The organism is Catellatospora sichuanensis (assembly GCF_007483665.1).
Lineage (GTDB): Bacteria > Actinomycetota > Actinomycetes > Mycobacteriales > Micromonosporaceae > Catellatospora > Catellatospora sichuanensis.
On sequence record NZ_VIQO01000040.1, the window covers coordinates 20,473 to 33,252 of the forward strand.

11 protein-coding genes are annotated in these 12,780 nt (G+C 70.7%); 6 read left to right on the plus strand and 5 right to left on the minus strand.

Annotated features, from left to right (window positions below; translation table 11 throughout):
* The first annotated feature begins 37 nt into the window (after positions 1-37).
* Positions 38-1,870 (plus strand): DUF6541 family protein, encoded by a 1,833-nt coding sequence (locus FLL47_RS38720; protein WP_144127664.1) that lies wholly within the window; start codon positions 38-40, stop codon positions 1,868-1,870.
* 113 nt (positions 1,871-1,983) lie between these two features.
* Here the strand turns inward: FLL47_RS38720 and FLL47_RS38725 are convergent, their stop codons facing one another.
* Both FLL47_RS38725 and FLL47_RS38730 read right to left on the minus strand, forming a co-directional pair.
* The gene (locus tag FLL47_RS38725) at positions 1,984-2,385 is read right to left on the minus strand and encodes a VOC family protein (protein ID WP_144127665.1); all 402 of its coding nucleotides are present in this window, start codon (positions 2,383-2,385) and stop codon (positions 1,984-1,986) included.
* 177 nt (positions 2,386-2,562) lie between these two features.
* Positions 2,563-3,477: a hypothetical protein gene (locus FLL47_RS38730; RefSeq protein WP_186316175.1), complete on the minus strand. Its 915-nt coding sequence runs from the start codon at positions 3,475-3,477 to the stop codon at positions 2,563-2,565.
* A 317-nt stretch (positions 3,478-3,794) separates the two neighbouring features.
* On the opposite strand from FLL47_RS38730, the gene FLL47_RS38735 reads away from it, so the two are divergent.
* From FLL47_RS38735 to FLL47_RS38755, 5 genes are all read left to right on the plus strand, one after another.
* A complete protein-coding gene (locus tag FLL47_RS38735) occupies positions 3,795-4,361 on the plus strand; it encodes a hypothetical protein (RefSeq protein ID WP_144127667.1) in 567 nt (188 codons plus the stop codon).
* Positions 4,362-4,367: 6 nt separating this feature from the next.
* Complete coding sequence (locus tag FLL47_RS38740; RefSeq protein WP_144127668.1) at positions 4,368-5,684, plus strand: sensor histidine kinase; 1,317 nt, start codon at positions 4,368-4,370, stop codon at positions 5,682-5,684.
* The gene (locus tag FLL47_RS38745; RefSeq protein ID WP_144127669.1) at positions 5,681-6,373 is read left to right on the plus strand and encodes a response regulator; all 693 of its coding nucleotides are present in this window, start codon (positions 5,681-5,683) and stop codon (positions 6,371-6,373) included. Before FLL47_RS38740 ends, FLL47_RS38745 begins: the two co-directional genes overlap by 4 nt.
* A 235-nt stretch (positions 6,374-6,608) precedes the next feature.
* Positions 6,609-10,343 carry a S8 family peptidase gene (locus FLL47_RS38750; protein ID WP_144127670.1) on the plus strand — a complete coding sequence of 1,245 codons (3,735 nt, stop codon included), beginning with the start codon at positions 6,609-6,611 and terminating at the stop codon, positions 10,341-10,343.
* A 5-nt stretch (positions 10,344-10,348) separates the two neighbouring features.
* On the plus strand, positions 10,349-10,669 hold the full coding sequence (locus tag FLL47_RS38755) for a hypothetical protein (protein ID WP_144127671.1): 321 nt from the start codon (positions 10,349-10,351) through the stop codon (positions 10,667-10,669).
* A 44-nt stretch (positions 10,670-10,713) separates the two neighbouring features.
* On the opposite strand, the gene FLL47_RS38760 is transcribed toward FLL47_RS38755, so the two are convergent.
* The 3 genes from FLL47_RS38760 to FLL47_RS38770 form a co-directional block, all read right to left on the minus strand.
* On the minus strand, positions 10,714-11,205 hold the full coding sequence (locus FLL47_RS38760; protein ID WP_144127672.1) for a hypothetical protein: 492 nt from the start codon (positions 11,203-11,205) through the stop codon (positions 10,714-10,716).
* 150 nt (positions 11,206-11,355) lie between these two features.
* Entirely contained in the window at positions 11,356-11,853 is a 498-nt protein-coding gene (locus FLL47_RS38765) for a tautomerase family protein (RefSeq protein WP_144127673.1), read from the minus strand.
* Positions 11,854-11,926: 73 nt separating this feature from the next.
* Entirely contained in the window at positions 11,927-12,487 is a 561-nt protein-coding gene (locus tag FLL47_RS38770; RefSeq protein ID WP_222106401.1) for a TetR/AcrR family transcriptional regulator, read from the minus strand.
* Between the last annotated feature and the right edge of the window lie 293 nt (positions 12,488-12,780).

The window sequence follows — 12,780 nt, forward strand, 5'->3', positions numbered from 1 at the left end:
CCGATTTGCTAGATAAGCGACGGTATGCTGACGGCTCGTGACTGCCGACCCCGTGAAGCATGGTTCCGCAGCCAGCGGCTTGCAGCCCAGGGCGCCGGTGCGCCACCGCGGACGCTGGGACGCCGCGGCCGCGGCGGTGATGTCGACGGGCGCACTGACCGTGACCTGGAACCTGAGCCGCGACGTGCCCGGCACGATGAACGTCAACTTCGCCGACCAGCACCAGTTCGAGTTCTTCCTCGCCCACGGCCTCGCCGTGGTGCGAGACGGCCAGCACCCGCTGCACACCACAGCGATGAACTTTCCCGACGGCGTCAACGCGATGGCCAACACCTCGGTGCTCGGACTGTCGTTGCTGCTGTCCCCGCTGACGATGACACTCGGCACCCACACGACGTTCCTGGTGCTGCTCGTGCTGGCCTTCGCGGTCACCGGCGCGACCTGGTACGCGCTGCTCTCCCGCCTCGTCGTCGCCTCGCCGGCGGCGGCACTGGTCGGGGCGGCCTGGTGCGCCTTCGCACCGGCCATGGTGTCGCACGGCAACGCCCATCCCAACATCGTCGGCCAGTTCCTCGTCCCCCTCATCGTGTGGCAGGTCCTGCGAGCCGCGAACCGCCGCCGCCCGTGGCGCGACGGGACGATCCTGGCCGTGCTCGTGATCTGGCAGTCCTTCATCAACGAGGAGATACTGCTGTTCACCGCGCTGGCACTCGGGCTGTTCACCGGGCTCGCCGCCGTGATGCGCCCCGACCTGCGTGCGTCGGCCCGGCCGCTGCTGGCGGCGCTGACGGTGACCGGCCTGATCGCAGGCACAGCGCTGGCCTACCCGCTGTGGTGGCAGTTCGCCGGCCCGCAGGCATACCACGGCCTCGGCGAGCACATCCCCACCTACGGCAACGACCTCGGCTCGCTGTTCACCTACTCGACGCAGTCACTGGCCAGTGCGGCACTGCCCGAGCAGCTCGCGACTCCCGCGCCGGCGCCGAACGAGACCGAGGAGACGACCTATTTCGGGTTGCCGCTGACGCTGCTGCTGCTCGGACTGGTGTGGCGGATGCGCCGCGAGCGCACCGTGCTGGTGCTCGCGGCCGTCGCGGGCTTGTTCCTGGTGCTGTCCTTCGGCATCGAGGTCAGCTGGTGGGGCCGGCCGCTGCTCGCCGGGCCGTGGCGGGCCGTGGCGGGGTTGCCGATCCTGGATTCGGTCGTGCCGGCGCGGCTGGCGCTGGTGACGGTCGCGGTGGTGGGTGTGCTGCTGGCGCTCGGCGCAGAGCGGGCTGCGTCCGCCGGTCTGCCGCGGCGGTCGGCCGTCGCCCTGCTGGCGGCTTATGCGGTGGCGCTGCTGCCGGCGGTGCCGACGCCGCTGGAGACGCTGCGCCGCCACCCCGCGCCTGCGGTGCTGAGCAGCGGCGTGCTCGACGCGTACGTCGGCGCCGGGCACGGGATCATGTTCGTCCCGCCGGCGCGGTATGCCGTGCCCGAGCCGATGGGCTGGCTGGCCGAGGGAGGGCTGCGCTACCGCATGGCCGGTGGTTACTTCCTCGGCCCCGGCGGTGTCGGCGGGCGTGGCATTCCGGCGGCGCCGGCCAGGTTCTTCGACACCTGGCTGTACGAGGTCCGCCGCACCGGCCGGGTGCCGCCGATCACCGCGGAGCAGCGGGCGCAGGCGGTGGCAGATCTGCGGCGCTGGCGCGTCGACGCCCTGGTATTGGGTCCGACCAAGCGGCCGGGTCGGTTGCGTGCTGCGGTGACGAGGCTGCTGGGGGTCACGCCGCAGTACACCGGCGGTACAAGCTGGGTGTGGGACGTGCGCCTGCTCGTCTGGGGCCGGGCCGGTGATGCGGCACCCGTGCTGCCGGGCAAGGTGCCCTGACGGCGGCCCGGCAGCGGGCCGCCGGCGCGCGGCACATCGCTCGAGGCGGTCGCGTCATGACACGTCCGTATGCGACCTGTCGTGGCGCTGTCTGCTGCGCCGGCAGTGGAAGGTCAGCGGATCGGCTGGCCGAGACCGATCAGGTTGCCTTCGCTGTCGTGGAACCACGCTGCGCGTTCGCCGGTGCCGGCGTGCGGGTAGTTGCCGTCGAGGTCGGCGATCCCGTCAACGGTACGCATGCCGGGCAGGTCGACATCCTCGAACACGACGCCACGCTCGCGCAGCGTGCGCACCGTAGCTTCGATGTCGTCGACCTCGAACGCGAGCTGGGTGTGCTCGCCCGACGGCACGCCGGCGGACTCGAACAGCGCGAACCGGCCGGCGGCGCATTCGTAGAGCAGGCCACCGGGGCGCTGCGCGACAGGTTCCAGGCCGAGCTTGTCGGCGTAGAACGCGCGCGCCCGCGCCATGTCCTGCGCGGGCAAACGGGCCGAGACGCGACTGCCACCGAGCATCCCGTCAGCGTAAGCCGTCCGGCGTGCGCGGAGCCCGCGAAACCCGGTATCCGGGCCGGTGGAGGTCCTCAAACTGGACGCGGCGGCGCCTGGTCGAGCACCGACCAGGCGTCCGTCGACCCCGCCCCGGCCGACCACATCGATAGTCGACGACATGGTCGGCGGGGCGGGTACCTGCTAGAACTGGCCGCCGGTGCCGGTCTGCCAGAACACCTGCCAGGTGGACCAGGACCGAAGGACCAGGTTCCCGTCGTTCTGCAGCACCAGCTCCGGGCTGGGGCCCGCCCCGACGGTGTTCGACGCCCACACCGCCGCGGCGCCGGGGGCGGAGCTGTTGTAGACGACCAGGTTTCCGTCTGTCTGCATCCGGGTTTCACGGATACTCATGCCGTAGACGTTGGTGTGGTACGTGCCGGCGGACCACAGCACGCTGTTGGCGGGCCCGTACAGGACCAGGTTGCCGTCCTGCTGCTGCATCAGGTGGTAGATCCCGTTGTACGAGGACAGGTAACGCAGTGTGGTGAGACGGTAGTTGGTCGGCATGCTGCCGACATAAGGGTTGTGGGTGTCCTGCTCGGACAGGCCCATCAGCATCCGGACTACTGAACCGTCCCAGCGTGCCAGGTAGAAGCGACCCTGGTTGGTGACCATCAGGTGGGTCGCGCCGGAGCCGCCGGTGTTCGATGCCCAGGCAACGCTTCCGTTGGGACGGTAGATGACCAGGTTGCCGTCGCTCTGCATGTCGACCACGTTGCCGGGCTGGCCGCCGGTGTTGCTGGCCCACCAGTCATACGGGCCCCGGCAGATGTTGGGCTGGGCCCATCCGCAGGGTGAGGGCCCGTAGGCGACCAGGTTTCCGTCTGTCTGCATCAGTAGGCCGAAGCGGCCGTCGGGTGACAGGATGTACTGACCGGCGGACAGGCTCATGTTCGCGTTGAGCTGGGTGCCGATTCTGGTCGCGCCGACGAACGCACCCGTCCGGACGGCACCGGCATGGGCGGCCGGGGCACTGACAGTGACAGAAATCCCGGTGGCGGCGACGATGCCGGCGACCGTCACGGCCAACCGGCGCTTCCACTTGAGTCGTTGCATCGTACTCCTCATCAGTGATGTGGATCGGTGAAGCTGCGGCGCGGTAACGGTTCTGATGGTCGCGGCCCGGCGGCCACCGCGCGTCGGCCCGGCGTGCTACTCCGGCGGTCCACCCCGGATGAGCGGTGGGCGGCCGCCGGATCCACCTGTGGGCGCAGTCCGGCGCCGACACACGCTCGCGGTCGTAGGACAACCCAGCCCCAGGGATGGCTCGGACCACCTGAAAGGGACGTAAAGCCGACCGTTCGCGAGATCGACGCGCATCCGACGGGCTACTACTCTGCGGATGCCTTCGATCAGGGGAGTACGAGATGTGTATGGGAACAACGGTTCATGCCGACATCCGGGTGTCCATCCAGGATCGCAACGCCCCCGACCGGGCCGCCGGTCACCTCGCCGCCGCCGTGCTGGTGGACGGGGACGCGGTGCTCGTGCCGAACCCGGGGCCCGAGCTGCTCGACCCGTCTGCCGAACTGGAGGTCCTGATCTTCTCGGCCGACCCGAAAGCGCACCTGCCGATCGAGGTCATCCCGGTGTGGAAATGGAGCCCGTTCCACCTGACCGGCGCGCAGGCGCCGCTGGCGGTCATCGGCAGGCTTCGTCACCACTCCGGCTACAGCGCGCAGATCGGCGCGGTGGACCCCCGCGAGCTGGCCGCCGCGACGGCAGAGCACGGCGGGGACCTGTGGGCGTCGCTCAACGGACTGGCCGCGGTGCCGGCCGGGATCGCCGACATCAGCGGCGAACTGCTGACCGAGATCTCACGCGTCGAGCGCGAGCAGCGCCGCCCGCGCAGATCAGAGCATGAATTCGACTCCTACGAGCAGTTGGTCGCCGGTTTCTGCATCTTCTTCTGCTTCTGCAACCCGCACGGCCCCAAGTAGCCGGTGATGGCGACCGTTGTTCCGGCCGTCACGCGGCGGACCGTGCTGCTCGACACGCTGCTGGCGCTCGGCGTCGGCGTACTGGACGTGGCGCTCTTCTCCACCGCCGGCGCCAACCTCGACGGCAGCGACCCACGTTCGCTGCCCCCGCTGCTCATCGGGGCGTACGGCCTGCTCGGCGCGGCGGCACTGATCGGGCGGCGACGGTACCCGGCTGTAGTGCTGGCGGCCGCCTGCCTGCACGCGCTCATCGGGACGGCGCTGGTGGCCGGTTACCAGCCGGTCATCGTGCTGCTGGTGGCGATGTACACCGTCGGCGCCTACCGGCCGCTGCGGTTCAGCTGGTTGATCGGTCCGGCGCTGCTGCCCTACGCGGTGATCGCCGGCAATGAGGCCTGGCGGGCGGAGCGTGCCGGAGCGGGCCGGTTCTGGCCGGTGCTGGCCGCGCTGCTCGCGATCTACGCGCTGTTCATCGCCGGGGTCTGGGCAGTCGGCTACTGGGCGGGGCTGAACCGGCGGCGGCTGGCCGCTGCGGAGAAGCGACGCGCCGAGGCGGCCGCCCGTGCGGTCAATGCCGAACGGCAGCGGATCTCCGGGGAGTTGCACGACATCGTCGCGCACGCGGTGACCGTGATGGTGCTGCAGGCCAGTGGCGCACAGCGGGTGCTGCGGCGGGACCCGGACCGGGCCTCGGCCGCGCTGGACCAGATCGCCGCGCAGGGCCAGCAGGCGATCAGCGAGTTGCGCCGGTTGCTCGCCCTGCTGCGTGACGACGAGCCTGTCGGCGGGCCGCAGCCCGGGTTGGCCGAGCTGCCGGCCCTGCTGGATTGGTTCCGCGACCTCGGGGTGACTGTGCACTGGGCAGAGTCCGGCACCGCCCGCGCTGTGGATCCGAGCGTCGGGCTGGCCGTCTACCGCACGGTGCAGGAGGCGCTCACCAACGTGGTCCGGCACGCCGGCCGTTCGGCGCAGGCCACCGTGCAGCTGGGCTGGCAGCCGGCGCGGCTGTCGGTCACCGTCACCGACGGCGGCCGCACCGGCGATGACCAAGCCGACGGTGACCAGCCGGCAGCCGAGTCGGCAGCCCACCCACCGGCCGCCGACCAGCAGCCGGCCGACCCCGGAAACGCCCACCCGCGAGAGTCGATCGCCGGTCTGTCCACCGGTAACGGGCTGGCCGGTCTGCGCGAACGGGTCCGGCTGATCGGCGGGCAGCTGGCGGTCGGACCCGCCGAGCCGGCCGGATTTCAGGTGGCCGCGACGCTGCCGGCGGTCACCCAGCCGGCCGTCCTGCAGCTGACCGGCGCGGGTGATCCGGCATGAGCATCCGGGTGCTGCTGGCCGACGATCAGCAGCTGGTACGGTCCGGGATCGCGATGCTGCTGGCCGGCGAGCCGGACATCGAGATCGTCGGCGAGTGCGCCGACGGCACGGCAGCCGTCGCCGCGGCCGGCGCGCAGCAGCCGGATGTCGTGCTGATGGACGTCCGGATGCCCGGCATGGACGGGGTGGCCGCCACCCGGGAGATCACCTCGGACGACTTCTCCGGCGACCCCGACCGGCCGATCCGGGTGATCATCCTGACGACCTATCACGTGGACGAGACGGTCTACGCGGCACTGCGGGCCGGCGCGTCCGGCTTCCTGCTCAAGGACGCCGCACCGACCGAACTGGCGCTCGCGGTGCGCGCGGTCGCCGGCGGTGAGGCCTGGCTCGACCCGGCGGTGGCCCGCACCATGATCGACGACTTCACAGCCCGTCCCGAGGCGGCGATCGGCGTGCCCGGCCGGCTGTCAACGCTGACCGGGCGGGAGCGGGATGTGCTGGTGCTGGTGGCTCACGGCTTGTCCAATGCGGAGATCGCCCGTCGGTTGCTGATCGGTGAGGCCACCGTCAAGACGCATCTGGGCCGGGTGCTGATGAAGCTGGGGCTGCGCGACCGGGCCCAGGCGGTCGCGCTGGCCTACCAGAGCGGGCTGGTGGTGCCCGGCGTTTCCCCGAACCTCACCTAGTGCTGCGAGCATCACTGCCGCGGGCTTTCCCCGGCGAGCGGTATCGGTGTTGCGCCGTGCAAGCGCAGCCGCACCCTGCGCGGCCCATCTCCGGTCCAGCGTGGCGGGTGTCTGCCATGACAAGAGTTTGCCAGCGTGCATCTCTGGTCCTGCGGCATCCGGTGACACATCATGTTGATCCACCGGCCGAGCAGCACCGTCCACGAGGTCGGTACAGCCACCGGAAGGTCGCCGCATGCGAAAGCCACCACGCCTGCTCGTCGCCACGATCGCCGTCCTCGCCGCGACGTCCGCGGTCGCCGTCGCCTCGCCCGGCAGCGCCGGCGCACTGGTCGCAGCGTTGCCGCCGCCGACGGGCACCACGGTGACGCTGGTCACCGGTGACCGCGTCACCATCTCCGGCACCGGCGCGAACCTGCAGGTCGACACGGTCACCCCGGCCCGGGGCCGGGAGAACATGGTCTTCGCGCGGGTGCGCCTGGAAGGCCACGAGTACGTCTATCCCGCCGATGCGGCCAGCCTGGTCCAGTCAGGACGCGTCGACCGCCGGCTGTTCGACGTGACCGGCCTCGTCAGCGCAGGCTACGACGACACACGCACCGGCCGGCTGCCAGTGCTCATCGACCGCGCCCCCGGTGCCGCGCGGACGGCCGCACCTGAGGGCGCGCGCACCACCAGGACGCTCGACCGGCTCGGCATGAACGCCCTCGATGTCGACAAAGCACAGGCCGCCGGTGTATGGCAGCACCTCACCGGTGCCCAGGGACCGGGCGGCGCCTTCGGCCGGACCACCCTGGCCAGGGGCATCGACCGGGTGACCCTCGACGGGCGGGTGCAGGCCAGCCTCGACGAGAGCGTGCCGCAGATCGGCGCCGACAAGGCACACCGCGCGGGCCTGACCGGCACGGGAGTCACCGTCGCCGTCCTGGACACCGGCTACGACGTCGAGCATCCCGACTTCGCCGGTGTCGTCACCGGCGGCATGGACTTCACCGAAGAGGGCACCGTCGACGACGGCAACGGACACGGCACCCACGTCGCATCCATCATCGCCGGCACCGGCGCCGCCTCCTCGGGCCGGTACGCCGGGGTGGCACCCGGCGCGAAGCTGCTGGTCGGCAAGGTCCTCAACCGCTGGGGCAACGGCAGCGAGAGCCAGGTGCTGGCAGGCATGGAATGGGCAGCCGCCTCCGGCGCCCGCGTGGTCAACATGAGCCTCGGCTCGTCGCTTGCCACCGACGGCACCGACCCGCTGTCGCTGGCACTCAACGAGCTGACCCGAACCACCGGCACCCTGTTCGTGGTCGCCGCCGGCAACTCCGGCGCCTACCAGACCATCGACTCGCCCGGAGCCGCCGACGAGGCCCTGACCGTCGGCTCGGTCACCAAGACCGGTGAGATGTCCGCGTTCTCCAGCCGCGGCCCCCGCTACGGTGACTACGGCATCAAGCCCGACGTGGTCGCACCGGGCAGCGACATCGTCGCCGCCCGCGCCGCCGGGGCGTTCCCGTCCCTGGCGGTCTCCGAACGCTATGCCCGCCTGTCCGGCACGTCGATGGCCACCCCGCACGTCGCCGGGGCCGCGGCGATCCTCGCCCAGGCCCACCCCGACTGGCGGGCCGCTCAGCTGAAGGCCGCGATCACCGGCACCGCCGTGCCGGTACGCGACGCCGACGTCTACGAGCAGGGCGCGGGACGCGTCGACGTGGCCGCCGCGGTCGCCAGCACCCTGTATGCGACCCCGGCGAACCTGGGCACCACCCACCTGACCTGGCCCTACACTTCGCAGCAGCCGCAGATCCGGACGTTGACCTACCGCAACTCCGGCACGTCGGCGGTGACGCTGCGCCTGGACCAGCAGCTTCGCGACTTCGGCGGCGAGCGTGCACCCCACGGCATGGTCCGGCTGTCCGAGTCGCGGGTGACCGTGCCCGCCGGCGGCGAAGCAAAGGTCGACATCACCGTCGACCCGGGCCGCAGCGCCGCAGGCAAGTTCGGCGGGTGGGTCATCGGTCACGGCCCGGGCGGGCAGGAGATCCGCACACCCCTTGCCGTCTACGCCGAGGCCGAAACGCACCTGCTCACCCTGTCCCGGGCGCCGATACCCGCCGGCAAGGACCGGTCCGGTGCGCTGACCTTCGTACAAGATGAGGCCACGGGGTCGTCGTGGTATGTCAGCGTCGGCGACGAGCCGGTGGAACTGCCGCTGCCCGCCGGCACCTACCGGATCTTCGGCCATCGCTACGAAGACACCTTCACCGGCAGCGCCCCGAAGATCGTGCACTTCGCACACCGGCTCGTCATGGACCGCGCCCGGGCGCTCACGCCCGACGCCGGAGCGTCCAAGCCGGTGCAGCGCACCCTCGACGTCGCCGACACCCGCATGGTCGACGGCACGACCGGGATCCTGTCGCAGCCCCCCGGCGTGAGCGGCAGCGGCCTGCTCGCCCCGCTGCTCTACGGCCGCCACCAGGTCGAAGCCATCCCCAGCACCACGCAGATGCGCGGTCTCACCTTCCTCAGCACCGCCGCATGGCAGCAGCCGCTGCTGTCGGCCGTCATGCTCGGCGGCGAGCAGCTGAATCTGGAACCGAGCCTGATCAGCCCGGATGAGTTTCGGGGCGAGGTCACCGGCGACGTCGTCGACGTCGGCTGGGGTGCACCGGAGGACGTGGCGGGCATGGACCTGGCAGGCCGGGTCGTGCTGTTCACCCCCGGCTGGGGGTTGCCGTTCGACCAGCACCAGGTGCGCCTGGATACGATCATGGCCAAGGGGCCCGCTGCCGTGCTGCTCAGCGACGGCTGGGCCTACGGCGGGCAGGCGCCCCTGCTGATGGTGCAGACCTGGGCGGTCCAGGCACTGCGAGAGCAGCTGTCCGCAGGGCCCGTACAGGTCAGGGTTCGTGGAATCCGGGCGTCGTCGGACGTCTACTACGTGGCGCACACGGTCGACGGTCGTGTGCCGGACGGAGCGAGCTGGCATGACCGCGCCGGCGACCTGGCGTCGGTAACGACGCGGGTGGCCACGCCGGGACTCAATGATCGGCTGCGCCGGATGGCAGCGATCGCTTACCAGGGCGGCCAGCCGCTGCCCGCGGCCGGCGCGACGATCCGCCTGCCGCAGGAGCTGACCGTGCACTACACCCCGGGCGTGGAATGGAGCACCTCGACCTACTACCTGCTGTTCGGGGAGGAGCAGGTGACCGCCGTGGCGCCGATGACCTCCGGCCCGGTCGCCTACCGCAAGGGCGCGGACCAGGCCGAGTCGTGGTTCGCGGCGCCGTTCGGGCCGTCGCTGACCGTCGCCGGCACGAACTGGGAGACCGGCGACGCGGTTCCTTACGCCTTCCGCCGCGGGGACAAGATCGAGATCGCGTTGCCGATGTTCTCCGACGCGCACGGCCACGCCACGTCACCGGCGTCGACGTTCGACACCGGCAGCACCGTGCTGCTGCGTGCCGACGGCACGGAGGTCGGCCGCGCAGACGTCCCCGCCCAGGGCGTGTTCGACGTGCCCGCCACACGGTCGCGATACCGGCTCACGGCATCGGCCAAGCGCGACGTCTACGGGTGGCCGCTGTCGGTGGAAGTCCGCAACGAGTGGACCTTCACCTCCGGGCATGTGCGCGGTGACGCGCTCGAGCCGCTGCCGCTGATGGACGTCCGCTACGACCTGCCGGTAGACGCATTGGGCACCGCCACAGCCGGACACGAGCTCGTGTTCACCGTCTCGGGGACCCACCAGCTCGGCTCGGCGGCGCAGAAGACACGCGTCGTCGGCGCACAGGTGTGGTGGTCGACCGACGACGGCACGACCTGGCAGATCGCCGCGTCCACCGCGGCGGCCGGCGGATGGCGTGTGGTCGTGCCGAACCCGGACACCGGCTTCGTCTCGCTGCGCACCCAGCTCACCGACGCTCACGGTGACACCGTGACCGAAACGATCATTCGGGCCTACCAGGTCGCCTGATTCGCATGCGGTTCGAAAGTCGATGGGGCACCGCCGTATCGGCGGTGCCCCATCACCTCGGCAACCGGATCCTGCCCAGACAACTCGGCACGGCGCTGACCGACCACCTCGACACCGTCGGACACAGGGTGTTCTCATCCAACGGCGAGATACTCGCCACCGCGGGCAGCGACGGCGACGTTGTGGTCTGGGACCTCAGACCGATATGCGAACTTCGCAAACACCTCGACGAAACAACCTGCCTCGTGACCGACGGAGGCCTGGACCGCGAGCAATGGACCCGTTACCCGTCCACGCTGGACTACCAGGACACGTGTGATCGCTGATGCCCAGCTGGCGGGTGGCAGGGGCCTGGCCGCAGACCAGGTAGTCAGCGGGCGGTCTTGCGGTGCCGGTTCTCGATGATGTCGTAAAGTTCCTGGGCGTCCCGCAGGTATTGGAGGCCGAACTCGGTCATCCGCCCGTCTCGCAGGTGCACCATGTACTGCACGTGGTGGATGGCACGAATGCCGCCTTGGACCACCATTTGTGAGCTGCTCGTGCGGGACACGTCTGTCCACCGCACCACCAGTTTGACCTTCCCGTTGACCCCGACCTGTGCGAACCCTCGCTCGTACAGGTAGAACCCGGTGTTGACGCGTGACAGCGTGGAGTACGTCAGGAAGGCTCCGCCGGGCAGCAGGAACAGTCCGATGACGATGTACCACGGCGCGCCCATGCACAGCAGGAACAGCCCGAACCCGGTGAGGGCCACGCCGAAGTAGCTGTGCAGCGGCACATGGCCGTGATAGCGCCGCTCGAAGCGGCCCAGGTCGAGTCGGGCGGCCTCTGCGGCGACCGCAGCCGGGATCCTCGCAGCCACAGCGCCTCCCCGTTCTCACCACCAGTGCTCGGTCCGTCCAGAATAGACGTACGTGCCTCGCGGCCGCTGGCTTCGACCCCTCCCACCTTTCAAGCGCCGCCGTGTTCGACGACGTAGCCTTGGCCCGGGCGGTCCCGCCCTGGTGGGTGCTTAGGCGGTAGGGATGCCTCGTTCCTGGCGGCTCTTGGCGACGCGGTGCTCTGCCACCTGGCGTGCTTTGTCGGCGTCGCCGATGACGGCGCCCAGGATGTCGGCGAGGCCGTTGACGCGGCCCGATGCGCCCCAGTGGCCTTCGGGGATCTCCAGCGGGAAGACCCAGACCCGGCTGTGGGCGTTCTCGTCGCCGGAACCCTCGGCGCGCACGATGGCTTCGGTGACCTCGGAGACGAGCTGCTGCTTCTTGGCTGCGCCGTTCAGCTGCCCCTCCGGCACCCCGGCGATGACCCGGTAGTGCGGCTTGTCCGGGGTGGCACCGCCGACGAAGACCTCAGGCCGGTGCAGGAAGACCCAGGAGATCTGGCGGACGAAGGCGTTGGACGGGTCGGCGCCCTCGGCGCGCAGCAGGATCGAGGTCAGCTCGTCCATCAGGGTGCGCTCGGTGTCCGGGTCGATGGCGCCGGCGGGAATGTAGACGTCGAGCATGGGCATGAGATCTCCTCAGGGTGGGATGTGAAACGGTCCGCCGCAGCGGTGATGGGTGTCTTGCGGAGGCGAGGCCGGGTCAGAGCAGCGCGGTCAGCTCGGCGACGACGTCGTCCAGCGGTGCGGTGCTGCGCTGTGCCCGGGCCAGGATCACCGCGCCCTCGACGGCGGCGACGGTGAGCGTGGCCAGCGTGGCGGCCCGCTGCGGCGGGACGCCGTGCGTGATCAGCAGGTCGCGGTACTGCTCCTGCCAGCCGGTGAACACCTCACGGGCGATCTCGGCGGCGGCCGGGATCTGGTCGCCGCCGACGGTCAGCGCGACGATCGGGCAGCCCGAGCGGTAGTCGCCCGCGATCAGCAACGAGCCGTAGAACTCGGCCAATGCCGCCAGTGCCTGTCGCGGGTGCACCAGTCCGTCGTCGTGCCGGAGGAACGCCGACATGCGCTCGCCGGCAGCCCGGGCCGCGGCGGTGATCAGCTCTTCCCGGCCGCCCGGGAAGTGGTGGTACACCGACCCTCGCGGCGCGCCACTGTCGGCGAGCACGCCGTCGATCGTGGTACCTGCCGCACCGCGGGTGGCCAACAGTTTCACCGCGCTGTTGATCATGCGTTCGCGACTGCTGCCCTTGTCCCGGACCATCGGCGCCTCCTTGCCTGCCGTTCTATGGAGTATGGCCTAGGCCATATTCGTTCGCAAGGTCTGATCCGGCGGGGTGTGCGGCCGAGCTGGGAACTCGACGGGCCCGTCCGATCCGCCGCTCACCCGGTGATGCGGCCCAGGGGGCGCCGCGCCTCGGGCCGGCCGCGACGCGAGGTCTTTTCTTCGGTTCCTGGCGTCGGGGGCTTGCCTCGGCCATCCGCGATAACAATACTCACGGTAACGTAATGGCTGTCTCGGAGATCACACCGGGAGAGCGCTGTCGTCACCGATCT